Source organism: Streptomyces sp. NPDC026575, assembly GCF_055567415.1.
On record NZ_JBVHQM010000005.1, the window covers coordinates 102,959 to 128,951 of the forward strand.

A 25,993-nucleotide genomic window follows, 5' to 3' on the forward strand; every position below is an offset into this window, starting at 1 on the left:
CGGTTCGTACGGTCCAGACATCACCGGCTCATACGGTCCCCACCGCACCGGCTCATACCGTCCACACCGCACCGGCTCGTACCGTCCAGGCCCCACCGGCCACCCCCGGCATGCCCGTGGTCCGGCATGCGCCCACTGCTCCCGGTGCCCCAGCCCCTGGCCCGACCCCGGGCCCGACCCCGGGCCCGGCCTCAGCCGTCCCGCAGCCCCTCGCGTCGGCCGGCCTGCCCAGGCATTCGCTACCAGGCACACCCGCCGGGCCGACCCCAACAGGAACGGGAGCCCCCCGCCCGGTCCAGCGCGCAGCCACTTCTCCCGCAACCGCCTCCACACCCCCGACGCCCGCAGGAGCCACCCCAAAGCCCGCCCCGCGTACCCCGCCTACCCCAACTCCTCCAATGGCCTCAACGCGCCCCACAGCCCCCATCACCCCAACCAACCCACCCACACCCACCACGCCCACCCCGACCGCCACCCCCACCGACCGCACCGCCGACCACCCCACCGACCCCGCCGCGCTGGACGCCCTCGCCCGCCGGCTGGTCGCCCCGCTTTCGCGGCTGCTCCGTGCCGAGTTGCGCGGCGACCGGGAGCGCATCGGCCGGTTGCGCGATCACGGCCGCTGACCCGTCCGCCCCCGCCGGCCCCCAGGCGACCCGCAGACCACGCAGACCACGCAGACCCCGACCACCTCACCCGAAAGACCACCCACCATGCCCCAGGCCCAGGACCCCGGCTCCACCGTCTTCTTCAAGCTGACCATCGACGGCCAGGACCTCGGCCTGTTCAACGGCTGCGACGGCCTGGCCTCCGAGGTGCAGGTGGAGCAGTGGCAGGAGGGCGGCAACAACGGCTTCGTCTGGCAGTTGCCCACCCGTGTGACGTTCTCCACGATCCGGCTCACCCGCCCCCTCACCGCCGACACCGCCCGGGTGGCCGCCTGGATCTCGTCCCTCGCCACCGGCATCAGCAGGCCCACCGCGCAGATCGCCGCCCTTCGCGCCGACGGCTCGATCGTCGCGCAGTGGGGGCTGGTGGAGGTGCTGCCCGTGCGCTGGCAGGGGCCGAGCCTGGACCCGGCCAGCCCGGGCGTGGCGACCGAGACGCTGGAGATCGCGCACCACGGATTCACCGACGCCGGAGGTGCCTGAGGTGGCCGCCCCGACCGGCGGGAAGGCGGGCGCGAGCCTCGTACGGGCCGCCCTCGCGATCCACCAGCCGCCCACCGACCTCGGCGGCTCCATCGGCGGCCGCATCGGTGAGGTGGAGTTCCAGTTCAATCCGACCCAGTTGCAACTCGGGCGGGAGGCGGAGTGGCACACCCAGGCCGCGGTCGCCTATATGCGGGGCGCACCGCCCAAGTTCACCGGCACCCGGCCCGCCACGCTCCAGCTGGAGGTGTTCCTGGACGCCTCCGGGACGCCGAATTCCGGCAAGGTGCAGAAGCAGATCGAACTGCTGCTGTCCTGCTGCGAGGTGACGGCGCAGAGCGTCAACTCCAAGCGGCCGTCGCCGCCTTGGGTGCGGTTCTCCTGGGGGTCGTTCAACACGGTGCAGTTCGTGGCGTATGTGACCAGCGTCAGCGCCACGTACACGCTCTTCAACCCCACCGGCGAGCCGATCCGCGCCACCTGCACGCTGTCCCTCACCGAAGTGGCCATGCCCACCAAGGGGCAGAACCCCACCTCCGGCGCGCTCTCCGCACGGCGTATCCACCGCACGGTCGCGGGTGACTCGCTCGCCTCGCTGGCCTGGCGGGAGTACGGGGACGCCACCCGTTGGCGGCTGATCGCGGAGGCCAACGACATCGACGATCCGATGCGGCTGCGGCCGGGCACGGAGCTGCTGCTGCCCGCCGCCGACGAAGGCCACCCCGATGAACCGCCCCCAAGCGGTCCCGCACACGGTCCCACCGGTAACTCCACACCCCACGAGGCCGCCCGATGATCAGCCAGAACCTGCGATGAGTGAGAACGATGAGTGAGAAGACGTACACCAGCGTCGTGCACGCCGAGATCGGCGGCGCACCTCTGCCCGACAAGCTCGCCGCCCTGCTCACCGCGTGCTGGGTGGACGCGAGCGTCAATGTGCCGTCCGCCTTCCAGCTCACCTTCAGCGACACGGGGTCGGACATCCTCAAGACCTTCCCGCAGCTGAAGGTCGGCGCGAAGGCGGTGCTGTCGCCGTTCACGGACGGGCAGCGCGGTACGCCGATGGTGACCGGCGAGGTCACCGCCCTTGAGGTGGACGCGGACGCGAGCGGCAAGTCGCTGGTCGTGCGGGGGTACGACCCGGGGCACCGGCTGCTGCGCAACCGCCGCGTCGCGGGCTACCCCAACATGACCGCCAGCGACATCGTGCGCCGGCTGGCCGGCCTCAACAAGCTCTCCCTCGGCAAGGTGGAGTCCACCAGCACCGTCTATGAGCTGGCCACCCAGCCCAACATCACCGACTGGGACTTTCTGCTCCGCCTTGCGCAGGAGAACGACGCCCATCTCTCCTTCGACCCCAAGGGCAAGCTGCAGTTCGGCAAGCTCGCCCCGGCCGCTTCGGCGCCCGCCGACACCACACCGGCCGCGCAGAGCCCGTACGTCCTGGAGTTCGGCCACAACGCGCTGCACAGCCGGATCGCCGTCACCGCCGCCGGGCAGGTCGACAAGGCGGGCGCGCGCGGCTGGGACATGCGGGCCAAGCGTGCGCTGTCCGCGCGGTCCCCGGCCACGGCGAGCAAGGACATCGTCGCGGACATCGCGCCCGGGGCGCTCAGCAAGCCCTTCGGGGCGGCCGAACTGACCGCCACCGACACGCCGTTCACCACCCAGGCCCAGGTCACCCATGCCGCCCGTGCGCTGGCCGACGATGTGGCGGGCTCCTTCGCGGAGCTGGAGGTGGCGGTGACCGGCAATCCCCAGCTGAAGCCGGGCCGGCCCGTCGCGCTCAAGGGCGCCGGCTTCCCCTTCGAGGGGAAGTACACCGCGACCGGCGTCCGCCATGTCTTCGAGTCCGGGCGGCAGTTCACCACCTGGCTGACCGTCTCGGGGCGGCAGTTCCGGTCGCTGTACGGGCTCGCGTCCGGCGGTGTGGATCCGGCGCCGCCGATGCCGGGCGTGGCGATGGCACTGGTCAGCAATGCCAAGGACCCGCTGAAGCTGGGCCGGGTCCGGCTTCGCTTCCCCTGGCTGTCGGACACGTACGAGAGCGACTGGTGCCGGGTCGCGCAGCTGGGCGGCGTACGCGGTGGCGGGCTGATCCTGCCCGAGGTCGGCGACGAGGTGCTGTGCGCCTTCGACCGGGGCTCGCTGGAGCATCCGTACGTCCTGGCCGGGCTGTACAACGGCATCGACAAGCCGACGCCCAACACGGACGGGCTGCAGCCGGTGGACCCGACCAGCGGCCGGGTCAACTGGCGCTCCCTCGCCTCGCGCAGCGGTCACACCGTCGAGCTCGTCGACGCCAAGTCCCGTATGAAGAGCGGCATCAGGCTGCAGACCGGCAACGGCAAGCTCACCGTCCACATGGATCAGACGCGCACCCAGGTCACCATCCGCAGCGACGGCTCCGTCTCCATCACCGGGACCCGGAACGTGAGCATCAGGGCGGGCGGCAATCTGTCGCTCACCGCGGGGGGTTCGCTGACGATGAGCGCGGGCGGGATGGTCGACATCAAGGCCGGCGCGAAGTTCGGCGTCACGGCGGGCGCCGTGGCGGACATCAACGCGACCGGCGCCATCAGCCTCAAGTCGGCCGGTGCGGTGGCCGTCAACTCGGTCGGCGCGGTCTCCGTCAGCGCGGTCGGCGCGGTGGCCGTCAACGCGGGCGCCGCGGCGGCCATCAACTCGCCGGCCACGGTCACCCTGAACGCACCGGCCGTCCTGCGCAACGGCATTCCTTTCTAGGGGCTTGAGGGAGTTGAGGGACATGCATTTCAAGGGGGTCACCGGAGATGAGTGAACAGTTCGTCGGCGCGGGCTGGGCCTTTCCGCTGCGTACCGACGCGGGCGGCGGGATCGCGCTGGCCCGCCGCGAACGCGAGGTCGAGGAGTCGATCCGGCTCGTTCTCGCCACCGCGCCCGGCGAGCGGCCGATGCGGCCGGAGTTCGGCTGTGCCGTCCACGACATGGTGTTCGCTCCGGTCAACGAGGCGACGGCCGGGCGCATCCGCTACGAGGTGCGGTCCTCGCTGGACCGTTGGGAGCCCCGTATCGAGGTCCAGGACGTCGAGGTCAGCCCGGCGCCCGACGATCCGTCCGTGCTGTTCATCGACGTGCGCTACAGCGTGCGCGGCACCAACAATCCGCGCAGCCTCGTCTTCCCCTTCTATGTGATCCCGTCCACGGAGAGCCCGGAGAGCGAAATCTGATGGCCCTGCCCGCACCCCATCTCGACGACCGCCGCTTTCAGCAGTTCGTCGACGACGCCAAGCGCTATATCCAGCAGCGCTGCCCCGAGTGGACCGACCACAATGTCTCGGACCCTGGGGTGACCCTCATCGAGGCCGTCGCGCACATGGCCGACCAGATCGTCTACCGGCTCAACCGGGTGCCGGAGAAGAACCATCTGGCCTTCCTCGACCTGCTGGGCGTCACCCTCTTCCCGCCCTCCGCCGCCCGCGCCGACGTCACCTTCTGGCTCTCCGCCGCGCAGCCCGAGCCGGTCGTGCTGCCGGCCGGGACGGAGGTGGCCACCGGCCGGACCGAAACGGAGGAGTCGGTGGTCTTCGCCACCGAGGACGATCTGACCGTGGTGCCCTGCGAACTGACCGCCGTACTGCGGCAGGAGGCCGGGACCACGCCCGAGGACCGCAGCCAGGACGTCTTCGCCGGCAGCGATGTGGCCGTCTTCGCGGCCGCCCCGCAGCCGGGCGACACCCTGCTGTTCGGGCTGTCGGCGGCGGTACCGCGGTGTGCGGCCGTACTGCTGCTGGACAGCCGGGTGGACGGCGTCGGCGTCGACCCGCGCCAACCGCCGCTGCGCTGGGAGGCATGGACCGCCGACGGATGGGCGGAGTGCGAGGTCTCGGAGGACTCCACCGGCGGCCTCAACCGGCCCGGCGAGGTCGTACTGCACGTCCCGGCCGGACACACGGTCTCCCGCGTCGGCAGGACGGACGCCGCGTGGCTGCGCTGCCGGGTCGTCGAGGCCGCACCCGGCCAGCCGTTCTACAGCGCCTCACCGACCGTACGGTCCGCCTCCGCCTTCACCATCGGGGGAACGACGCGGGTCGTGCACGCCACCGTGATCCAGGACGAGCCGCTCGGCGAGTCCGCGGGCGTGCCCGGCCAGCGGATGCGGCTGGCGCACGCGCCCGTCGTCGCCGACCGCCCGCCGCTGCGGCTGCAGGTCTCGGACGGGGACGGCTGGCAGGAGTGGCAGGTCGTCCCCGACTTCGCGTCCTCCGGCCCGCACGACCGCCACATCACGCTGGAGGAGGCGACCGGCGAGATCTCCTTCGGCCCGTCGGTGCGCCAACCCGACGGTTCAGTACGGCAGTTCGGGGCCGTACCGGCCAAGGGCTCGGTGATCCGGGCCCCGTACTACCGCACCGGAGGTGGCCGGTCGGGCAATGTCGCGCGCGGTGCGATCCAGGCGCTGCGCAGCTCGATCCCGTACGTGGCGCGGGTGGAGAACCGCGAGGCGGCGCGCGGCGGGGTCGACGGCGAGACGGTGCAGGAGGCGAAGGTCCGCGCGCCGATCACCCTCCGGGCGCAGGAACGGGCCGTGACCGCCCGCGACTACGAGGAACTGGCGCGGCGCGCGGCCCCCGAGGCGGCCCGGATCGCCTGCCTCGCGGTCGATCCCGCCGAGCGCTCGACGGCCGCCGCGGCCGCCGTGAGCCCGGCGGGCGCCCAGACCGGCCAGACCGGGGGGACCGACCGGACCGGCGAGAACGCCGTCCGGGTCCTGGTCGTCCCCCAGGCCGTCCCCGACCTCGGCGGCCGGCTCCGCTTCGAGCAGCTGGTGCCCGGTGAGGAACTCCTCGGCCGGGTCACGCAGTTCCTCGACGAGCGTCGGCCGGTGGGCACCCGCCTCGCGGTCGGCCCGCCCTTCTACCAGGGCGTCACCGTCGTCGCGACACTGCACTCCTTCCGGGCGGCGAAGGCCGATCGCGTCCGCGCCGAGGCGCTGGACGCGCTCTACGCCTACCTCGACCCGCTGACCGGCGGGGCCCACGGCGACGGCTGGCCCTTCGGCCGCCCGCTGCGCTCGGGGGAGATCTTCGCGGCCCTGCAGCGCGTACCCGGAGTGGAGCTCGTCGACGAGGTCCTGCTGCACCCCGCCGACCCGCTCACCGGCCGCCGCGGGGACGCCACCGACCGCATCGAACTCGCCCGTTCCGCGCTGCTGTTCCCCTTCGACCACCGCGTCCGCGTGATCGAGGCCCGATGAGGGGCACACCCGCGGGGATGGCCTCCCCGCACCCACTGGGCGGGCAGCTCCCCGCGGTCTACGCCGACGACGACTTCGCCCAGCGCTTCGTCGAGGGCCTCGATGTCGTGCTGGCCCCTCTCTTCAACGTCCTGGACTGCCTGGAGAGCTACTTCACGCCCGCCCTCGCACCCGAGGACTTCGTCGACTGGCTCACCACCTGGGTCGGCACCGAACTCGACGGGACCGAACCCCTCGCCACCCGCCGCCGCGCGGTGGCCACGGCCGTCTCGCTGCACCGCGTGCGCGGCACCCGGCGCGGTCTGTCGGAGGCCGTCCACCTGGCCTTCGGCGTGCGCCCGGAGATCATCGAGAGCGGCGGGGCGACCTGGTCCCGGCGTCCCCTCGGCCCGTTCCCGGGCTCACCGCACCCCGGTCTGCGCGTCACCCTGCGGGTCCATGACCCCTCGACCGTCGACCCGCACCGTCTGCACGCCGTCGTCGCAGCGGCCCGCCCCGCACACCTCCCGTTCGCGGCCGAGGTGACCCATCTGCCCACCCCTGAAGGAACCTGACCCATGCCGACCGACCACACCCTCTGCCCCGACTGCGGCGCCCCCGCCCCCCAGACAGGCCAGTCCTTCTGCGACTCCTGCGGGGCCTTCCTGCGCTGGGACCGTCCGTCCTCGCCGTCGCCCACGGCGGATCCGGGACGCCCGCCCGCCGCGGGCCCGCCGACTCCCACGGGCCCTGCCGCCGCGAACGCCCCGGCCCACCCCGCGCCGTCCGACACCGCCAGGCCCGCGGCGCAGCCCCCCGCCCCTCCTGCTCCCCCTGCTCCCCCTGCTCCTCCGCATGCTCCGGCTCCGGGAACCGGGGGCGGTGCCCACTCGGTCGCCGCGCCGCAGCGGGGCGCCGACGCGGCCCCGACCGTCCCGCTCCCGCCGGCCGCCGCGAGCAACGGGGACGCGGGCCGGCCCCCGGTCGGCCCGGACAGCCAGGGCGGCCCGGCCGCCCCTCGTCCGGCCGGCGCCGGGGGCGTCTCCGAAACCGGCATCCGCGCCCTTCTGGTCCCCGTTCCGGGCTCCTCCCCCACCCCGCCTCCCGAGGCGCCCGGCAGCGTGCTCCCGGGCCATCCCGACGTGGCCAGGCCCCAGGTCCGTACCCCGCAGGCGACCCCCGAGCAAGGGGCACCGTGCCCGGCCTGCGGAGCACTCAACGGGCCGCGCCGGCACTTCTGCCGGAGCTGCGCCAGCCTCCTCACCGACACCGCGCCCCAGACCGCAGAAGGCCCGTACGCCGGAGAGCGGCCGCGGCTGAACCGCGACCGCACCCGGTGGATCGCGCGGGCGGTGGTGGCGGCGGTGATCGCGGCCGTCGTGGTCGGGGGAGTCATCGGAGGGCCGCCGGCCGCGCGAGCCGTACAGGACCACTTCGCCAAGCGCGTCCCCATACCCGCCGCCACCTGGAAGGCATCGCACTCCGGCCCCAAGCACGAGGTGAAGCGGGCGTTCGACAGCTACTCCAACACCTGGTGGGGATCGGGCTATTCGGGCAACTCCGACGGCCAGTACCTGGAGGCCGGCTTCGGCCAGCCCACCGACCTGCTGAACATTCTGATCACCCCTGGGGCCTCCGCACGCACCCCGCAGGCCACCGACCCGTCCCGTCCGCGCGAGTTCGACCTGATCGTGACCGACTCCGCGGGCGAGCAGCACGTCTCGCACGCCCGGATCAATGACGGCGGGGTACAGAAGATCGACGTGGCCGTACGGGATGCGATGACCGTACGGCTGGTGCTGCGCACCGCGTACGGCGCCACGGACAAGCGGCAAGTGGCCATCGCCGAGCTGGAGTTCTTCGGTCGGTCGACGCGATAGCCAACGGGCACGGGGCGGCCGCGGCATATGGCCGCCCCTACGGCGAGGCGGCCCCCGGCCGCGGAGCGGAGCCGGGGGCCGCCGGTGTTCCGGGACGGTCGGCCGCCGTCAGCCGGGGCCGTGCGGGAGAGCGAAGGTCTGCACCGTTTTGCCGTCGTGCTTGTAGACGACCTTGGGCGTGGCGTCGGCCTGCGCCGCCGGCTTCGGCAGGACGAGGGTGTACGTCCCGTTCGGGTCCATCCGGCTCTGCACCGGGCCGAGCTTGTTCACGTTCATGGCACCCGTAACGCCGTGCTCGGGGTCCTTCACGGTCGCGGTGCTGGTGTTGCCGTCCAGCGTGAGGGTGTCGCCGCTTTCGACCTTGACCTCCTTGACGTAGTCCGCGGTGGGTCCGGTGACAGGCCCCAGGGCCCGGGGCCGGCCTCAGGTGCCTCAGCCCACCACGGCCCTCGGGCTGCGCGACGTACCGCTGCCGGGCACCGGCTCGGAGGCGTCATCGCCCAGGGCAACGATCCGGTTGTCCGCATCGACATGTACGACCTTCGGACGCAGCGCCCGGGCCTCCGCATCGTCCACCTGGGCATAGCTGATCAGGATGACCAGATCCCCCGGGTGCACCAGATGCGCCGCCGCCCCGTTGATACCGATGACACCCGAGCCCCGCTCGCCCTCGATGACATACGTCTCCAGGCGGGCCCCGTTGTCGATGTCGACGATATGGACCAGCTCGCCGGGCAACAGGTCGGCGGCTTCCATCAGCGCGGCGTCGACGGTCACCGACCCCACGTAGTGCAGATCGGCCTCGGTCACCGTGGCCCGATGGATCTTGGACTTGAACATCGTGCGCAGCACAGCGTCACGCTCCTGAGAGAGAGGGTCGCGCCCTCAGCGAGGTGCGCGCCGACCCCGCCATGGTACGCAGCGCGGCTCCGCGGGTCCCGAGCCCGCCGCTGAGTACTCCGACACATCCCCCACTGGCACGATGGCGCAGGTCAGCGCCGCCCCACCGCGACGAGCAGGACGAGAACCGCAACGAGGCCCACGAACGTCACGAGGGCATTCACCTGGCTGACGATGCAGAGGACGAGGTAGGCGGGGACCAGCAGCAGACTGCCGGCCGTCTTGGCCGCGGCGCTCCTTTTCTCCCGCCTCTGCTTCTCGGCCTCCTGCGCCGCTTCCCATTCGGCTCGCTGGGCGTTGCGTCTCCTGCGTGCGGCCTCCGCGGCCTCCTGGGAGGCTCTGGCCTCCTCGGCAGCGACATAGGAGTGAGCGATCTCCTGAGCGAGGCGGGACAACTGGGCGTCGCTGACGCCCGGCAGGTAGACGTTTCCGTGCACGTCTCCGAACTGTCCCACCGTCCCGCTGACATCGCCGTCGATGCGGTTGCGGACATACGCCTCGCGGGACTCCTCCGCCGGCTCCCCCATGCGTCAGAAGGTACGGCACGCCGGTTGTGGCTGTCACCGTCCGCGTGCTTCGGGATGGAGGCCGATCTGCTGCGACAGCGGATCGACCGGGAGACGGCAGCCGCGGGGCGGGCCGCGCCGGACTGGTGCGGGGACCCAGCCTGCCGACTGACGGGACGCCCGCACGCGCCCGTCAGCCGCCGCCACTACGCGGCGGAGGCTACGGTCACCCGGCTCCCACCCCGAAGGCTCGGCGCGCCGCGCGGCGCCAGCGGTTGGCGGGGAGGGACGGACGCAGGGCGGCGAATGCGCCGCAGTACTTGGTGAAGACGGCGGGCTGCAGACCGTGGGCGTGCAGGACCCGGTCCGCGTCGGTCAGGTGCCCGGTCGATTTCGTCTCGACCAGCACGAGGTCGGTGTCGCAGTGCACGGTCTGTTGCGTCCTCAGGTCGATGCACACCAGTCCCGCATCGCAGGTGATGCGCTCGCCGTCGCCCACGAAGGTCGCACGGAGGTAGTCCGTGCTGAGGGAGGGACGCAGGGTGGCGGGCGCGGCGATCGCATAGGCCCGGTCCAGGGTTGCCGCGAGGAATGCCTGGTGGGTGGGGTCGAGCGGGGTCTCGCCTCCGGTGAGGGGCCGACGGTGCTTGACGGTGTCGCCGCGGCGGCCCTTGAGCTTGATCTCGTACTGCCGCTCGCCGGTGTCCTCGTAGACCCGCTCGCGGATCTTGAAGCGGAGGCGGCGGCCCTGGCGGTGGTCGTGGAAGGACCGCAGGCCGGGGGTGTCGTAGTAGACCGAGTGATAGCGGAAGGCGCGACGGCCGTCGATGGCCAGCGCGCGCAGCGGCCGACCGGAGTGCTGCGGCGAGGTGAGCCGGCCGACCACGCGCGCGAACGTTTCCGCCGGTACCAGATAGCTGCGGTCGAAGCGCGCGAGCAGGGCGGACCGCTCGTTGACCTCGGCGAGGGATATGGGGTCGGCGTCGTGGGCCGCCTCGTTGATGGCCTGTACGGCCGCCGGGGCGAACACCGCCGTCCCGGCCGTCACGCCGGGTCCAGGACGGGCGCGGTCGGGCGCACGAGTTCGGCCCCGGCCGTCTGCCGACCGCCGGCCCTCGGCGCGGCCTCGCGGTAGCGCACATCGACGACCATCAGGTCGCGTACGAAGTCCACCTCCATGACCGTCCACTGCAGTGGTTCACCCAGGCGCCGCGCGAGGTCGGCCCGCAGTGGGGCGGGGTCGCTGTGGACGGTGTCGAGGGTGACGACCGTACGACGGGCTCGGGCGAACAGCCGCGGATGATCGGCCGAGTAGACGACGAGCAGGAGCACGGCGCTCAACGCGGCGGCGAGGCCGAACGCCAGGTGCGGAAGCCCGCAGATGAGTCCGAGGACGAGCGTGGTGAAGTAGTAGGCGACTTCCTCGTGCTGGACGGAGTCGGAGCGGAGCCTGATGATCGACAGCACTCCGAAGAGGCCGAAGCCGACCGCCGTGCCACCGCTGCCGCCCACTGCGGCGAGCGCCACGACGACGGTGAACAGGGCGACGTTCAGGGCCAGATACGCCGGCACGAGGTCGCGGCGGCGATGCCTCGGGTAGTAGATCGCGAACGTCAGCAGGCAGATCGCGGCGAGGTCGAGCCCCAGGTGGGCGACGAGGTGACGTAACGAATCCATGGGTCCACTCTCTGTGAAGAAGGGAGGAGATCCAGACCTTAGGGAAACGCGAGGTGAACAGTCACCCCCAACTTGATGAATGTTGGCGGGACTTGGCAGTTACTGTTGGTAAGTGTCCGAATGCGCATCACGGCTCGCGTGCCCGGACCCGCCGACCTGCTCCCTCGCCCGGATCGCGACGCCCGCCTGCCACCTGCCACCTGCCACCTGCCACCTGCCACCTGCCACGACTGTGAGCAGTTTCTCCGACGCCCCGTTGCCGTCCGGCCCCGTGCGTCATCGCGGGTCAACGGAATTTCATCGTTATTCCAGCGGCACCCGTCAAGTTGGTGGACCAGCGCGGGAACCGGGGGCACCGATCACGCCGAAGGAGAGAGCCCGGCGCGGGTCCGGTCCGGCGGGACGACACGGAGGTACCACATGACGAGCATGAAGCGGCGGGACCTGTGGGGCATGGCCCGCGAGGCCCGCAGGGCGCGGGAAGCGGGGGACGTGACGCACACGGTGCAGCTCTACCTCAATCGGCCGGTGTACGGAAAACGGGCCGCCAGGAGGGCGGACCGCGGCGTCGACGAAACCATCCGGGCCATCGAGCGCGAGGGCTGGGAGTGCTGCGGGGTCGAGCCGTGGCTCGGCACCGGCGTGCTGCTCAGCTTCGTACGGGCCGGCTGACGGCAACCGATGCGTGGGGCCCGGCCGTTCGGCGGCCGCACCGAGACCACCGACACCCCGCCCTCCGTCCAGTACCTCGCCCGCCCTTCAGTTCAGTGGCCCGGTCGAGCGCAGTCGTAGAGGGTGAAGCTGCCGTTCGAGGTCCGGCCGTAGGCGCGCGGGGGGACGGGGGTGCAGGCTCTCTTCACCCAGACCGTTGCCGGTGTCGCGGGGCGGCGGGAGGTGAGCAGGGCGTAGCGCAGTTGGTGGGTGGAGACCAGGTCGCTGAGCCGGGGTGCGGTCGGATACGGGGTCAGGCCGGTGAAACCGCCCATGACCAGCATGGGTTGGGGGGTGGCGCGCAGCAGGGGCTCGGCGCCGTAGGCGGCTTGGGTGGCGAGCAGGTACTTCTCTCCGGAACGGTGCGCGGAGAGGTAGCCGAGCAGCGCGGTGTCCCGTGCGGACGGTGTGTTCACGGGGTTGCGCGGGAACTTGGCGCGGTGGTGGGTGCCTTGGTAGCCGGGGCCGACCGGTCCGGCCAGTGGGTCGATCGGTGAGCCGGGGTAGCGCCGGTCCAGGCAGGAGGCGGCCCAGACCGCCGGGGCCAGCAGTACGGCCGCCAGGGACGCCGCGAGGGCGCTGTGCACCGCTCGACGTGTGGTGTCCGGCCGGCTGGTCCACAGGCCGACGGTTCCGCACAGGCCGAGCATCAGCACCACCGGCAGCAGCCAGGGCACGAAGTCTCCGTGCGGGCCGTCGATCGCCGCGGCCCACAGTGCCGTCAGTCCGATCGCTACGGGCAGCGCCGCTCGACGTCGGCCGTCGGCGCGGTGCTCGGCCCACAGGAGGGCGACTCCGCCACCGGTCAGCGCGGCGAGGGCCGGGGCGAGTACGGCGGTGTAGTAGCCGTGGTTGCCGTTGGAGTTGCTGAAGACGGCGATGTGCACGGCCAGCCAGCCGCCCCAGAGCAGGAATCCCGCCCGCGGCCCGTCGGTGCGCGGGTGTCCGGTGCGCCACCACACACCCAGTGCCAGGGCCAGTACGGCCAGCGGGAGGAGCCAGGCGATCTGCGGGCCCACGCTCTGGTTGACCAGCATGGTCCAACCGGTGTTGCCGGAGGTGCGGCTGGCGGCGGTGCCGGCGACGGCGCCCAGCGCGTTCGGGTCGTGGCCGAAGCGGCTCAGCCCGTTGTAGCCGAAGACCAGGGTGAAGGGGTTGTTGTTGGAGGTCCCGTCGAGATAGGGGCGGTTCGCGGCGGGGGTCGCCCAGACCAGCAGCACCCATGAGCAGGAGACGACGAGTGCGGTGATCCCGGCGTACAGCAGCCGCCTGGCCCGCTCCCACCGGGAGCCGGGCGCCGCCAGTTGGTACAGCGCGGCGAAGACCGGCAGGACGAGCCACGCCTGGAGCATCTTGGCCTGGAAGGCCAGCCCCACCCACGCCCCGCACAGGAGCAGCGGCAGCAGCTTCCCGGTGCGGACGGCCTTCTGCAGCGATCCCGCCGCGAGGACCAGCAGCAGGACGAGCAGGGTGTCGGGGACGTTGTGCCGGTTGAGTGCGACGGTGACCGGGGTGAGGGTCAGTACCAGAGCGGCGAGCAGCCCGGCGAAGGGACCGGCCCAGGCACGGACGATGCGGTTCAGTGCCCAGACGGCGAGTACGCCCTCCAGCACCTGCGGCAGTACCACGGCCCAGTTGGACGGTCCGAAGAGCCTGACGGAGAGGGCCTGCGGCCACAGCGCGCCGGGGATCTTGTCCACGGTGATCGAGGCGCTCGGGTCGAGTCCGCCGAAGACGAAGGCGTGCCAGTCCGCCGCCATCGACCGTACGGCCGCGCTGTAGTAGGGGTGCACCCCGGCACGGTCGATGCCCCAGGCGTAGAGCACCGCGGCGGCCAGCAGGATCAGCAGCAGCACGGCCGACTCCCGGCTGGGGGTGGTCCCCGGACGGTACTTCGCGCGGACGGCACGGCTGATGCGGTGGAAGGGGTGGCGGCGGTCTGTGGGGTCCCGGGTGAGGGGGGCGGTGGCCATGCGGGGTCTCTCCTGCGGAGGGCTGGGCGGTGCGATGCGGGGGTGGGGCGGCTTCACAGGCGGCGGGCCATGCGCAGCCCTTGGGCGTAGAAGCCATGGCCGTCGAGCGTCGCGCGGCCGGCCAGGTCGCCCATGGTCGGACCGTTGGCCCGGGAGCGGCTGGAGTAGAACCTCGGATGCCCGTCGGTGTCCGGCCCCAGGTAGATGCCGCAGTGGTCGATGCCGTGCGGTCTGCCGATGTCGATGGCGAAGAAGACGAGGTCGCCGGGGAGCAGCAGGCTGATGTCGGCGGGTGGCCGGCCGGTGTTGGGGATCAGCAGCACGCCGGGGGCCCGGTCGGCGATGGCGTAGGCGCGACGGGGCAGGCCGATACCGGGGCTGTTGGTGGCGTGCATCGGGTAGCCCAGGCGGTAGCCCCAGACCAGGCGCAGGAAACCGGAGCAGTCCACGTCCCCGTAGCGCTCCTTCTCCGGGTATCTGCGGGTGCCGTCCGGGAAGGTCCAGGGGGTGCCGAGGTAGTCGTAGAAGTCGGACTTCTCGTCGCGGTAGTGGAACGATGTCGGCGACTGCCCGGGGACCTGCGGCCCGAAGTGGGCCTTGCCGGCGTAGCGCAGGCCCGCTCGGGTGTGCCGGTCGTCCGCCCCGTCGCCGTATTGGAAGGCCACGGCGAAGGCGTCCGGGCTGCGGTCGGCGAGCGCTTTGGGGAACCACTCCCGGAACCAGGCCGTCCGCTCCTTGCCCCGCGTCCATGGGCCGCCCATCAGCCGTACCCAGGCGCCGCTGCGCACCACCGCGCCGGTGGTGCGCGGCTCGCTCCAGGTACGGGTCGGGCCGGCCAGCAGCGCGGTGCGCGCACCGTCGGTGAAGGTGGCCAGCACCCGGCCGTCGGCGGCGCGCACCACCGTACGGGCGGGCGCGGCGTGGTGCTCGAAGCGGTAGCCGCCGGTCGGCACGGGGAAGTCACCGCCGGGATGCGAGAAGTCATCGCCCGGGACGCCGCTTCCCAGGCGGTGCCAGGCGTATCCGGTGACCGCTCCGGCGGCGGCCAGACCGGCGGCGCAGGCCAGGACCTGGCGGCGGCTGGGCCGGCCGGACGGGGTGGTGGTGCCCATGGTGCCTCCTCTACGTGCGGATGGGCGCGGCGGACGCGGGCGGTGCCGTTCAGCTGACCGGCAGGGCTCCCAGCAGCAGCCCGGCGACCAGCACCACATACGTGCCGAGGGTCACCGCGGTGGTGGAGATGACGGTGGGCGCGAGCGGTTGGCGGACCAGCTGATAGGCGATCAGGCCGGGCACGATGAAGCCCAGGGTCTGCGCGGTGTAGAGGAGCGGGAACTCGTGCTGGAGCGCGAGCATCACCGAGGTCTGGAGCAGTACCGCGGCCAGCACCACGGCGGCGAACAGCCGCTTGCCGTAGAGGATCACATGGCGCTGGAGGACCTTGGTCGCGGCGAGGGTGAGGGCCGTGACGCCGATCATCATCGCGGCCCGGACCACATCGGTGACGAGGGTCAGCGCCAGCCAGCCCGGGGTGATCATGCCGCCGGGAGAGAGGTTGGTGGTCAGATAGCAGACCAGCGAGAAGACCAGTCCCAGGGCGATCCCCAGCGCGGCGGTCTGCGGAGTGACGATGACGGGGATCACAGCGGCTTCCTTGCGGTCTCGTACCGGGAGTCGGCAGGGGTGGAGGGGGAACTCGGGGTGTGCGCAGCGGACTTGGCGCCGTTCAGCGGCGCCACCCAGCTGTACGGCTCCGGCTCGGGCGGGTGCGCGATCGGCAGGGGCTCGTCGGCGTGGTCCGAGGGCAGTCCGGCGAGGTGCTCCAGGAACAGTTCGCCCTGGCCGTGGATGTTGCCGACCGCCACCAGCGAGGAGTCCGGGCCCAGTTCGGCGAGGATGGCGCGGGTCAGCTCCTGCGCGTCGCGCCGGTCGCCGCCCAGGTCCACCACCCGGCCCGACGACCAGTCCGGCGGGATGCCGTCGTGGGCGCTCTTGGTCGGATGCCCGATGAGGAAGACCGTCTCCGGCGCCAGGTCGGGGACGATCGCTCCCATCTGCCCGTTGCGTTCGACCCGATCCGGGCGGCAGTTGACGACCACGCTCAGCGGGCGGCGGATGGCGCCGAGTTCCTCCAGCTGGCGGACGTTCATCAAGGTCGACTCGGGGTCGTTGGCGGCGAAGACGTTGGCGAAGCGCAGCCGCTTGCCGTCGGGTGTGCGGTAGCGCTCGACGGAGAGCACGCCGGGGTCCGGCGGCGCGTCCCACATGCCGCGCAGTGCGGTGGCCCGGTCCACACCGAGCAGTTCGGCCACGGCCAGCGCGATGGCGACGTTCTCCTTGAAGGTGAACCAGCTGAACCGGCGCAGCTCCTCGTCGGTGACCGATTCCGGGTCGACCGCGATCAGGCGGCAACCGCGCCTGTCCGCCTCCTCCTTGAGGATGTGCAGCCGCTCCTGCTCGGCGGTGACACAGACCCCGCCGACCGGCATCGACCGGGACAGCGAGCGGGCCACGTCGTCCAGCGTCGGGCCCATTTCGGCGAGGTGGTCCTCGCGGACGTTGCACAGCACGCCGATCGTCGAGCGGATCAGCTTCTCCTGGTTGACCTCCTGGAGCGCGGGCATCACCGCCATGCACTCGATCACCAGCGCGTCCGGCCGGTAGGCCGCCGCGCGCCGGACGATGCCGATCTGCTCGACGACGTTGGCGATGCCGAACTTCCGGTACACCGGCTCCTCCGTGGCGTCCGGGTGGATGAACCGGGCGGCGGTGCCGGTGGTCTTGGCCACGGTGACCAGGTCGCCGCCGCGCAGTGCGCCCGCGCACAGCCGGGTGATCGAGCTCTTGCCGCGGATGCCGTTGACCAGCACCCGCGTGGGGATCTGCGCCAGTGCGGCGTAATGGCGCCGCTGCTCCAGCACTCCGGCGACCAGCAGCACGGCACAGCTCAGCAGCAGCACGACATAGAGGAAAAGCACGTCAGTTGATCCTTCGCTGCTACGGCGCGCTGCCGGACGGGGACGAGGGGGCGGGGACACGGGCCACATCGGCCACCGGGCCGCGGTCCCGCTCCACCAGCGCCTGCCGGAGCAGTTCCAGACTGCGGGTGACCGACCCGCATTCGTCGTGGTGGACCGGGTACAGCACGGTGCGGTGGTCGCCGCCGGCCAGCCGCTCCGCGCAACTGGTGAGCGCGCGCAGCGGCCTGACCACGACGATGTGCAGCCAGCCCAGGCAGGCGACGCCCGCGGACAGGGCGAGCAGCCCGGCCAGCATGGTGCGCGCCTGGACCTGGAACGCCGCCAGTTTGAGCGCTGCGGCGGGCTCGGCGGAGACCACCCGCCAGCCGAGGCCGGCGGCGGGCCCCGTCTGTGCCAGTGGCGCGGCGGCCGCGACCGACTGCCCCCCGCCCGTCGCGGTCCCCGCGTGGAGGACGGCCGACGCCGGGCTACCGGCGCTCCCGGGAGCCGTGTCGGTCCTGGTCACAAGGCGGGTGAGACTGCGACTGGGCAGGGGCTGGAATGCCTGGAAGCCGACGCTCGCCGCGAGCACCCGGTGGTGCGCGTCGGTCAGCCACACGCTCCCGAGCCCCGGCCGGGCGACCAGCTCGTTCAGCGCGTCCACACCGATCTCGGCGACGACCACGGCCGGTGCGGCGTCCTTCGGGTCCTTCGCGCCCTTCTTGGCCGTCGGGACCTGCGCGTAGGCGGCGATCGCGGGGACCTTGCCCGACGTGTTGACCTGGCGGATTCCGCCGCCGGCCGGTGCGGGGTCGAGGGTGCGCAGCGGCTCCTTGCCCGCCTGCAGCGCGATGGCACCGGTGCGGTCCAGCACATACAGCGACCGGTAGGTGGGATGGTCGGCGCGGTCACGCCGCAGGATCTCCGCCGCCCGCTCCCGTGACGCGCCGGAGAGGGCCGACGCCACCGCCTTGAGGTCGGTGCAGCTCCGGTCCAGGGACCGCCGCACCCGTTCGGCGGCGGCCTCGGTGCGGGCCTCCTGGTCGGCGACGGCGACGGCCGGTACGGCCTTGTCGGCGGGTGCGCGGTTGAGCAGGAACAGCAGGGGCACCCCCCACCCGGCGATCACCAGCGCGCAGACGACGGCCAGGGCCCGGACACCTGGCCGGCGCCGCACCGGTCGCGCGGGCTCCGGCCCCGTCTCACCGGTCAGTTGGCGGCGTATCGACTCCAGCGCCCGGCCGATCCTGCCGATCTCACCGAACGCGACGAGCGGCACCGGCCGGGCCAACTGCTGCCGCGCCGTGGCCGGGCCGCAGGCGCTGCGGGCCAGCCGGGCGGCGGACAGGTGCAGCCGCAGCAGGGGACGCTGCACAGTGCCCCACAGCACCACGGTGACCAGCAAGGCGATCACCACCAGCGCGCCCGCGGCCATGACGGCGAACCACGTGTGGTCGGCTCCTTCCTTCGCCGGAGCCACATCCCTTCCCGTCAGGATCGTCAGTCCCAGATCCGAGGTGTCGTCCGTGCCGTCCATCGCGGCGAGCGAGGCCCACCCGGTGACCCTGCGCAGGCCGTCGGGACCGTCACCGAGCATGCTGCCGGCGGCGTCGCCGGTGGTCAGAGCGGCTTTGGCGGCGCTCGCGGCGGTCGCCGCATCGGCCGACACGGACCGGTGCTCGGCCTTGGGCGCCGGCGCCGCGGCGGCGTTGGTGGCGGCGGCGACCACCCGCCCGTTCCGGTCGACCAGTTGCCCGGTGCGGCCGCCTCCGAACACCGCCGGGGCGGCGACCTTCTCCGAGACGACCAGCAGGAGTTCACGATCCTCGGGGTCCTGATCGCCCGCCAGATCCCCTGCCTGGTCGCGGTTCTCGTCCTTCTTGGCGCCCGGCGCGGGGGCGGTCACGCGGGCGAAGAGCAACAGCCGCGGTTCGGCGGTCCCCGAAGAGGCCAACCGGGGCGCGATGTTCGCGGTCCCGGGCCGCGCCAGGGACGTCACGTCCACCCCGGTCAGCGGCACCGTTTCACCGCTGGCCGCCAGCGACCTGCCGGTGCGCGGGTCGAGCAGCGCGGCGCCCTGACCGGGGTGCTCGGTCGGGACGAGGGATCGCAGGAGCGTTCTCGGAGCACCGCCGCCGGCGGGCGTGGCCGACGCCGCAGCACGGCGCACCGCCGCGGCACGGGCGTTGACGGAGGTCCCGACCGAGTCGGCGGCGTCCTCGGCGATCTGGCGTTCCGCGTCGCGTACGGCCTGCGGAACGTCCTGTTCGTGAACGGTGCCGAGACCGAGTGCGGTGAACGCGGCGACCACCAGCAGTACGCAGAGCAGTGCGGCGATCGGTGGGCGGACGCCTCCGAGCAGAGGCATATCGGCACGGCGTCGGGTTCGGTGCGGGCGGGGCGCACGGGCAAGGGCGTGCAGGGCAGCGTCCTCTCGGCATGTGGGGGATTGCCGTGCGGCAACTCGACCAGTAGGAATACTGGGATCACAGGATAATCACAAGTCCGTTCGCACTGACCCGCCGAATACGAGCCATGCGGAACTCCGCTCAACTCACCCTTGGTGACTGCCACTTATGCACCGCGGACCTCATCCCGCCAGGCCGGAATTCCCAACGCAGCGACTGACAGGGCTAATTGACCGTACCTTTCCGTCCGCATTCACCGCATCACGCACAGTCTCGGACGTCGCCGACGGACAGCCCCCGCAAACACCCTTCCCAAAGAATCCGTAAACCCGCAGGGACGGTTGGCGAGACTCGCGGGATCACGAACTGGCGCGTAACAAAAACGCTCAGTGATAATCCTCGGCACCGCCGTGGAATTCTGGATGTGATGCCCGTCATGCGTCGATGGCGCGAATGAGCCACGTCTTGCGCAGCGGTCGACCGGCCGGTACCGACGCCGCGGCAACCACCGTCGCACCGCACTGAAGTGCGGCAATGCCGTTCACGGCAGCCCCCTCCCGGCTTGGTCCGTACCGCTTCCACCGACCCGACGAGGATCCGGAGTTGTCCGGGGGTGACAACGACAACCAGCCACACCAGGCCAATTCCCGCCGCACGCTTCGGCCCTGGGCACTCGACGTCGATCAACCCGGTGGCATACTCCACGAGCGCCGACGGGCCGCTTCCAGCGCATGCCGGTCCACGGAATGGATCGGCCGTATGGCCGGCAATACCGCGAGACACGAAGCCGACACCGTGCGTTTCCGAACGTGCCGGCAGTGTTCGCATTGCCGACCCCGGCCGGTAACTCACCGCACATTCAGGTGTGTTGGCGCGACCACGGCTAACTGCCTATACGATGATCGCCAGCCGATCGCCGGGCATATGGCGATCGCTGCCATGGAGGGGGCTGCCCATGAAACACGCACGACGGCGGCAAAGCCGGTTGCGCGCCCGGGTCGCCGGCACCACAGGAGTACTGGCCGTCGCCCTGGGGGCCGGAATCGCGCCGGCCACCGCCGCGGAGAAGGCTCCCGCCGCACCCCGGACCGCGGCGGCGTCCCTGGACACGGCAGCGGCCATGGATCCTGCGCCTGCCCCAGGCCAGTTGACGCTCCCCGCACCCACCGGGCGCCATGGCGTCGGAACGGTCGACCTCCACTTGCGCGACGCGCACCGCGACGACCCGTATGTGCCCGGATTCCAGCCGCGCGAGCTGATGGTCACGCTGTGGTACCCGGCCACGAACACCGACCGCTATCCCGCAGCGCCCTGGTTGCAGCCCGCCGCCGCCGCGCACTACCTGGCCCAATGGCAGGTGCCGCCGGGCTCGGTGACCCTGCCCACCACTGCCGGGCACATCGGCGCGCCGGTCGATCGCAACGCCGGCGAACTGCCGGTGCTGCTGTACTCGACCGGCCTGCACTCCGACCGGGCGATGGGGACCTCACTGGCCCAGGACCTGGCCAGCCGCGGCTATTTGGTCGTCACCATCGACCACACCCACGACGCCAACGAAGTGGAGTTCCCCGGCGGGCGGCTTGAGGTGAACACCATGCCGGCAGGTACCCACTCGTCCGACACGATCGACGTCCGGGCGGCGGACAGCAGCTTCGTCCTCGACCAGCTGGCCTCGATCGCCCGCGGCCACAACCCGGACGTGGAGCGCAAACCGCTCCCCCACGGGCTGTCCAAAGCGGTGAACATGAAGCGCGTCGGGATGTTCGGCGCTTCCCTCGGCGGAGCGGTGGTGCCCGCGGCCATGCACAAGGACTCCAGGATCGACGCCGGCGCGAACCTGGACGGCCAGCTCTTCGGGTCGGAGGTCACCCAGCGGCTCGACCGCCCCTTCCTGCTGTTCAGTTCGCAGAACCACAACCGCAACACCGATCGGAGCTGGGCGCGGTTCTGGGACCACCTGCACGGAGAGCGGCTCGACCTGAAGCTGCTCGGCTCCGGGCACAACTCCTTCCTCGACAACCAGGCCCTGCTCCCCCAGGCAGCGGGCGCGTTCCGGCTGACCCCCGCCCAACTGCAGCAGCTGCTGGGCACGATCGACCCCGATCGCTCCATCGAGGTCCAACGCACCTACCTCGCGGCCTTCTTCGACAAGCACCTGCGCCACCACCGCGGCCGCCTCCTGGACGGCCCCTCGCGCCACTACCCCGAGATCGACTTCGTGCGCTGAGCCGTCAGGTCTGCACGGTGGGTCGGACGACGATTTCGCTGATGTCGACGCCGTCGGGCTGCTCGATCGCGTAACCGATGGCGGAGGCCACGGCGGAGGGCGGCATGGCGATCTCGTCCCGCTGCCGGATGACGGCCGCCGCCGCTTCGGCACTCGCCCCCTTGCCCACGCCCTCCGTGTCGGTGAACCCCGGCGAGACCAGGGTGACACGCAGGTCGGGTCCCGACTCCTGCCGCAGGCCCTCGGTCAGCACCTTCACCGCCGTCTTGGTGGCCGCGTAGACGGCCTGAGGAGGCTTCACGACGTAGGCCGCGGTGGAGGCGACATTGACGAACTGGCCGGAGCGTTGCCGCCGGAAGACGGGCAGCGCCGCCCCGATGCCGTTCAGCAGGCCGGTGATGTGGGTGGCGACCATGGCGTCCCAGTCGTCCTGGCGCAGCTCGTCGAACGGCGAGATCGCCATGGTGCCGGCGTTGGAGACCAGGACATCCAGCCGGCCGAACCGATCGACCGCCGTGTCCGTCAGGCGTCTACCGCAACGAGGTGGCCCAACTGTGCGATGCGGCCCGCACGCTGCTTGCGGCGGAGCCGCCCTACGAAGCCCTGCGCGCTTGGACGCGCCTCTTCCTGGACTACGTCACCGCCAAATACGGCATGATCGACGCCCTGCGCGCCATCGCCGCGACGGGAAGCAACCCCTACGGTCACAGCCGGGAAATGATCCGGGCGGCCCTCACCGCACTCATGGACGCATGCACGGCCGCCGGACTGATCCGTACCGACATCAGCCCCGGCGACCTCGGCGCCGCCCTCGAAGGCATCGCCCTCACCTCGGCGGGCCCCGCACGACGACAGCGCGCAGAACGCCTGCTGGACCTCACCCTGGACGGCCTCAAGACCCGTCCATGAAGACCGGGCAAGTGACTCTGGCACTGCGCGGCGCGTTGCCTTCTCGCGCCCTCGGCGTTTCCCTTCTGTAGCCCTCTATTGAAGGAAGTCCCGATATGCCCCTTCCAGCCCATATCGCCATGATCGGCACTCCCACGGTCGGCCATGTGCTGCCCAGCCTGGAGATCATCCGCGAGCTGGTGGCCCGCGGCCATCGCGTGACATACGCCAACGCCGACCACGTCGCCGAGCTGATCACCCCCACCGGTGCCGAGCTGGTCCGCCTGACCTCCACTCTGCCGGTCGCCGACGGCGACTGGCCGCGCGACCCCATTGCCACCGCCTCCCTCTTCCTGGACGAGGCGATGGCCGTACTTCCACAGCTGCACGCCGCCTACGACGACGCCCCCGCCGACCTCTACCTCTACGACATCGGTGCGTACGCGGGCCGCGCACTGGCCGAGGCGCAGGGCCGTGAGCCGGTCCAGCTGTCGCCGGCGCATGTGGCCTGGGACGGTGCCCGGGAGGAGATGGATGCGGCCTTCGCCGGGCTGCCCGGAGGTCCCGACCACCGCCTGCGGTTCGCCACCTGGCTTGCCCAGTGCGGTGCGGTGACCACGAACGTCGAGGAGTTCATCGGCCGGCCGGGGCGTGCGTTGGCCTTGATCCCGCGCGCCATGCAGCCCTATGCGGACCAGGTCGACGCCGAGGCGGTGACGTTCGTCGGCCCGTGCCGCGGCGCCGGTGAGGAGCAGGGCGGCTGGATGCGGCCGGCCGGTGCGGAGAAGGTGCTGCTGGTCTCGCTGGGCGGCTCGGCGGCGTACCCCAGGCAGCGGGAGGTCCACCAGCAGTGTGTGGCGGCCTTCGCGGATCTCCCGGGCTGGCATGTGGTGCTGCAGATCGGCGGTGGCGGCGACTCGGCCCGGCTGGGGGAACGGATTCCCCCCAACTTCGAGGTGCTGCCGTGGGTTCCGCCGTCGACGATCCTCGATCAGGTGGACGCCTGGGTCACGCACACCGGAATGGGCAGCTGCGGTGAGGGCCTGTACGCCGGTGTGCCGATGATCGCGGTACCGAACGGGGCCGAGCAGGGCCTCTACGCCGACCGGCTCGTCGAGCTGGGTGTCGCCCGTCGGATCGACTCCGCGGACGTCACCGCGGCGGCGCTGCGGACCGCCCTGATGGAACTCATCGGCGATCCGCAGGTCGCCGCGCGCTCGGCATGGCTGTGGGCCGAGGTGCGCACCGAGGGGGGCACCCGCCGGGCCGTGGAGCTGATCGAGGAGCAGCTGGCAGGGGAGCGAGTGGGCCGCTAGGGCGGGCGGACAGTTCGCGACAGGCTCGTTCGCGGTCACCAGGCCGTACTTGTGAACGCCCCATGAACACAACTAGGCGCTCTGACCTGCGAGTTACCGCCTAGTTCGGCATCATTCAGAACCGACAATCAGGTAGGTTTCCGGTGTCGCCGCCACACCGGGAACACCGGGTTCCCAGGGACTAGCGGCACGTAGGGGCATCGTCTCTTGACGACAGCGACCGAGATTTTCCACGTCCGTCCGTACACCCCGCACTGCCAGGTCATCACCGACGAAGGTGATCACGCAGTCATCGGCATCTCTCCGGGGAACTCCTACTTCACCCATCACCGAATCCTCGGCCTCGCCGCCTGGGGACTGGAGAACTTCCGTCAGGTCGATCTGATCTACACGGATCTGCATGTCGCCGACATGTACGAGGCACTCGGATATCCGGCGGTCGAGGCCCAGCGCAAGGCCGTGAAGAACCTGCGCGGTGTACGGGCCAAGGTGACCGCCGCCGTTGCCGCGCTCGACCCGGACGGCGCCAGGCTCCGCGGCCGCCCCATGTCCGCGCTGCTGGACATCCCCGCCTATCGGGTCATACGCGAGAGCCTCGACGACCGGCTGTCCGCCGACCCGGTGTTCCGCGAGGTCTGCGATCAGCTCGTGGTCCGGTTCCTCACCAGCAAGGTTCTCGACGGGAAGCAGCCCACGGACCGTCAGCGCCAGGTCTGCCGGGACTACATCTGCGCCGAGGCGCCGCTGTTCATCGACACCCCCGCGATCATGGGCGTCCCCTCGTCGCTCAACTGCTACCACCAGGCACTGCCGATGGCCGATCTCCTCTACTCACGCGGCCATGGCCTGCGCGCCACGCGCAACCAAGGCCACGCCGTGATAACCCCCGCCGGCACCATGACCGAAGGACGCGACCAGTGACGACCGCACCGACCCTGATCGACTTCCCCTTCTCCCCGCGCGGCGACCGTCTTCCCCCGGAGGTCGAGCGGCTTCGCGCCACCCCGGTCACGCGGGTGCGCACGATCGCCGGGGACGAGGCGTGGCTGGTCTCCTCCTACGAGCTGTGCAGACAGGTGCTCGAAGACCCCCGCTTCAGCCTCAAGGACACCTCCGCCCCCGGCGTGCCCCGGCAGTACGCGCTGACCATCCCGCCCGAGGTGGTCAACAACATGGGCAACATCACCGGCGCCGGTCTGCGCAAGGCCGTACTCAAGGCGATCAATCCCAAGGCCGGCGGCCTGACGGAGTGGATGACCGACCACGCCGCCCACCTGGTCGACGGCATCCTCGACTACGGCCCGCCGGTCGATCTGCGCGGACGGTTCGCCAACCCCTACGCCGAGCACCTCCACTGCCACATCCTCGGCATCCCCCGCGACGACGCACCGCTGCTGGCCTCCAGTCTCGACATCGCGTTCATGAACTCGGCCTGCCCCATCACCGGAGCGCGCCTGAACTGGGACCGGGACATCGCCTATATGGCCGGGCGGCTCAACGACCCCGCCACCGACGGGCTCATGGCCGCACTCGCCGCCCTCCGCGGTGACCCCGACTATGCGCACCTCACCGACGAGATGCTCGCCACGGTCGGCGTCACCATGTTCGGCGCCGGAGTCATCTCCACGATGGGCGCCCTGACCATGGCCGTGTTCACGCTCCTTCAGAACCCGGACATCTGGGAGCGGTTGTGCGCGGAGCCCGGCAGGATACCGGGCGCCGTGGACGAACTGCTGCGCGTGAACCTGTCCATCGCCGACGGGCTGCCCCGCCTGGCCATGGAGGACCTGCGGCTCGGTGACACGGAGATCAAGAAGGGCGAACTCGTCCTCGTCCTGGTCGAGGCCGCCAACACCGACGAGAGCGTGTTCCCCGACCCGCACACCATCGACATCGACCGGCCCAACGCGGCCGCCCACCTCTCGTTCGGATACGGCGGGCACTACTGCCCCGCCGTCCCGCTCGGGAAGAAGCACATCGAGACCGCGATCGAGGTCCTCACCACCCGCCTGCCCGGCCTGCACCTGGCCGTTCCCGTCGACCAACTCGTATGGCGCACCGGCTTTATGAAGCGCATCCCGGAGCGCCTGCCGGTCGCCTGGTAGGAGCAGTAGGGGTGCCGGCGTGAACCGGCGCCCCTCCCCGCACCGCAGTCCCGTTTCGGCGCCTCCTGGGAGCACC

23 protein-coding genes and 2 pseudogenes are annotated in these 25,993 nt (G+C 71.6%); 14 read left to right on the forward strand and 11 right to left on the reverse strand.

The window, feature by feature from the left end; genetic code table 11:
• Positions 1-398 precede the first annotated feature (398 nt).
• The 8 genes from ACZ4NB_RS08410 (at position 399) to ACZ4NB_RS08445 (ending at position 8,246) form a co-directional block, all read left to right on the forward strand.
• Positions 399-626: a hypothetical protein gene (locus ACZ4NB_RS08410; protein ID WP_467659345.1), complete on the forward strand. Its 228-nt coding sequence runs from the start codon at positions 399-401 to the stop codon at positions 624-626.
• Between the two features lie 87 nt (positions 627-713).
• Positions 714-1,151, forward strand: coding sequence for a phage tail protein (locus tag ACZ4NB_RS08415; protein ID WP_467659347.1), 438 nt, complete (start codon positions 714-716; stop codon positions 1,149-1,151).
• Position 1,152: 1 nt separating this feature from the next.
• A complete protein-coding gene (locus ACZ4NB_RS08420; RefSeq protein WP_467659348.1) occupies positions 1,153-1,947 on the forward strand; it encodes a CIS tube protein in 795 nt (264 codons plus the stop codon).
• Between the two features lie 29 nt (positions 1,948-1,976).
• Entirely contained in the window at positions 1,977-3,896 is a 1,920-nt protein-coding gene (locus ACZ4NB_RS08425) for a VgrG-related protein (protein ID WP_467659350.1), read from the forward strand.
• Positions 3,897-3,943: 47 nt separating this feature from the next.
• Positions 3,944-4,360 carry a GPW/gp25 family protein gene (locus tag ACZ4NB_RS08430; protein ID WP_393497534.1) on the forward strand — a complete coding sequence of 139 codons (417 nt, stop codon included), beginning with the start codon at positions 3,944-3,946 and terminating at the stop codon, positions 4,358-4,360.
• Positions 4,360-6,387, forward strand: coding sequence for a putative baseplate assembly protein (locus ACZ4NB_RS08435; RefSeq protein ID WP_467659351.1), 2,028 nt, complete (start codon positions 4,360-4,362; stop codon positions 6,385-6,387). Before ACZ4NB_RS08430 ends, ACZ4NB_RS08435 begins: the two co-directional genes overlap by 1 nt.
• Positions 6,384-6,941, forward strand: a complete 558-nt coding sequence (locus tag ACZ4NB_RS08440) for a phage tail protein (protein ID WP_467659353.1) — start codon at positions 6,384-6,386, stop codon at positions 6,939-6,941. The genes ACZ4NB_RS08435 and ACZ4NB_RS08440 overlap by 4 nt, the downstream gene beginning before the upstream one ends.
• A 3-nt stretch (positions 6,942-6,944) precedes the next feature.
• Complete coding sequence (locus ACZ4NB_RS08445) at positions 6,945-8,246, forward strand: NADase-type glycan-binding domain-containing protein (RefSeq protein ID WP_467659355.1); 1,302 nt, start codon at positions 6,945-6,947, stop codon at positions 8,244-8,246.
• 108 nt (positions 8,247-8,354) lie between these two features.
• On the opposite strand, the gene ACZ4NB_RS08450 is transcribed toward ACZ4NB_RS08445, so the two are convergent.
• From ACZ4NB_RS08450 to ACZ4NB_RS08470, 5 genes are all read right to left on the reverse strand, one after another.
• The gene (locus ACZ4NB_RS08450) at positions 8,355-8,522 is read right to left on the reverse strand and encodes a hypothetical protein (RefSeq protein ID WP_467659357.1); all 168 of its coding nucleotides are present in this window, start codon (positions 8,520-8,522) and stop codon (positions 8,355-8,357) included.
• A 156-nt stretch (positions 8,523-8,678) separates the two neighbouring features.
• Positions 8,679-9,098 carry an aspartate 1-decarboxylase gene (gene panD, locus ACZ4NB_RS08455; RefSeq protein WP_467659358.1) on the reverse strand — a complete coding sequence of 140 codons (420 nt, stop codon included), beginning with the start codon at positions 9,096-9,098 and terminating at the stop codon, positions 8,679-8,681.
• A 140-nt stretch (positions 9,099-9,238) separates the two neighbouring features.
• Positions 9,239-9,673 carry a hypothetical protein gene (locus ACZ4NB_RS08460; RefSeq protein ID WP_467659359.1) on the reverse strand — a complete coding sequence of 145 codons (435 nt, stop codon included), beginning with the start codon at positions 9,671-9,673 and terminating at the stop codon, positions 9,239-9,241.
• Between the two features lie 205 nt (positions 9,674-9,878).
• Entirely contained in the window at positions 9,879-10,700 is an 822-nt protein-coding gene (locus ACZ4NB_RS08465) for a polyphosphate polymerase domain-containing protein (protein ID WP_467659361.1), read from the reverse strand.
• A complete protein-coding gene (locus ACZ4NB_RS08470) occupies positions 10,697-11,329 on the reverse strand; it encodes a DUF4956 domain-containing protein (protein WP_467659362.1) in 633 nt (210 codons plus the stop codon). The genes ACZ4NB_RS08465 and ACZ4NB_RS08470 overlap by 4 nt, the downstream gene beginning before the upstream one ends.
• Positions 11,330-11,749: 420 nt before the next feature.
• Between ACZ4NB_RS08470 and ACZ4NB_RS08475 the strand changes: the two genes are divergently transcribed.
• The gene (locus ACZ4NB_RS08475) at positions 11,750-12,001 is read left to right on the forward strand and encodes a hypothetical protein (protein ID WP_467659363.1); all 252 of its coding nucleotides are present in this window, start codon (positions 11,750-11,752) and stop codon (positions 11,999-12,001) included.
• A 92-nt stretch (positions 12,002-12,093) separates the two neighbouring features.
• Here ACZ4NB_RS08475 and ACZ4NB_RS08480 read toward each other — a convergent pair whose 3' ends face one another.
• The 5 genes from ACZ4NB_RS08480 to ACZ4NB_RS08500 are packed head-to-tail and all read right to left on the reverse strand — an operon-like array spanning position 12,094 to position 19,341.
• Positions 12,094-14,013 carry an ArnT family glycosyltransferase gene (locus ACZ4NB_RS08480; protein WP_467659365.1) on the reverse strand — a complete coding sequence of 640 codons (1,920 nt, stop codon included), beginning with the start codon at positions 14,011-14,013 and terminating at the stop codon, positions 12,094-12,096.
• A 53-nt stretch (positions 14,014-14,066) separates the two neighbouring features.
• Positions 14,067-15,125, reverse strand: coding sequence for an NlpC/P60 family protein (locus ACZ4NB_RS08485; RefSeq protein WP_467659367.1), 1,059 nt, complete (start codon positions 15,123-15,125; stop codon positions 14,067-14,069).
• A 49-nt stretch (positions 15,126-15,174) separates the two neighbouring features.
• Positions 15,175-15,657, reverse strand: coding sequence for a poly-gamma-glutamate biosynthesis protein PgsC/CapC (locus tag ACZ4NB_RS08490; RefSeq protein ID WP_467659369.1), 483 nt, complete (start codon positions 15,655-15,657; stop codon positions 15,175-15,177).
• Positions 15,654-16,991 carry a poly-gamma-glutamate synthase PgsB gene (gene pgsB, locus ACZ4NB_RS08495; protein ID WP_467659370.1) on the reverse strand — a complete coding sequence of 446 codons (1,338 nt, stop codon included), beginning with the start codon at positions 16,989-16,991 and terminating at the stop codon, positions 15,654-15,656. The genes ACZ4NB_RS08490 and pgsB overlap by 4 nt, the downstream gene beginning before the upstream one ends.
• A 19-nt stretch (positions 16,992-17,010) precedes the next feature.
• Entirely contained in the window at positions 17,011-19,341 is a 2,331-nt protein-coding gene (locus ACZ4NB_RS08500; protein WP_467659371.1) for a HAMP domain-containing protein, read from the reverse strand.
• A 995-nt stretch (positions 19,342-20,336) separates the two neighbouring features.
• Here ACZ4NB_RS08500 and ACZ4NB_RS08505 point away from each other — a divergent pair.
• Entirely contained in the window at positions 20,337-21,608 is a 1,272-nt protein-coding gene (locus ACZ4NB_RS08505) for an alpha/beta hydrolase family protein (RefSeq protein WP_467659372.1), read from the forward strand.
• 4 nt (positions 21,609-21,612) lie between these two features.
• Here the strand turns inward: ACZ4NB_RS08505 and ACZ4NB_RS08510 are convergent.
• Positions 21,613-22,140, reverse strand: a pseudogene (locus tag ACZ4NB_RS08510) (SDR family oxidoreductase); the annotation flags it as partial.
• Between ACZ4NB_RS08510 and ACZ4NB_RS08515 the strand changes: the two are divergent.
• The 4 genes and pseudogenes from ACZ4NB_RS08515 to ACZ4NB_RS08530 all read left to right on the forward strand — a co-directional run.
• Positions 22,137-22,517, forward strand: a pseudogene (locus tag ACZ4NB_RS08515) (SbtR family transcriptional regulator); the annotation flags it as partial. The pseudogenes ACZ4NB_RS08510 and ACZ4NB_RS08515 overlap by 4 nt on opposite strands.
• A gap of 95 nt (positions 22,518-22,612) precedes the next feature.
• A complete protein-coding gene (locus ACZ4NB_RS08520) occupies positions 22,613-23,812 on the forward strand; it encodes a macrolide family glycosyltransferase (protein WP_467659374.1) in 1,200 nt (399 codons plus the stop codon).
• 207 nt (positions 23,813-24,019) lie between these two features.
• A complete protein-coding gene (locus tag ACZ4NB_RS08525; RefSeq protein ID WP_467659375.1) occupies positions 24,020-24,733 on the forward strand; it encodes a cyclodityrosine synthase in 714 nt (237 codons plus the stop codon).
• Positions 24,730-25,917 carry a cytochrome P450 gene (locus tag ACZ4NB_RS08530; protein WP_467659377.1) on the forward strand — a complete coding sequence of 396 codons (1,188 nt, stop codon included), beginning with the start codon at positions 24,730-24,732 and terminating at the stop codon, positions 25,915-25,917. The genes ACZ4NB_RS08525 and ACZ4NB_RS08530 overlap by 4 nt, the downstream gene beginning before the upstream one ends.
• Positions 25,918-25,993: the final 76 nt, after the last annotated feature.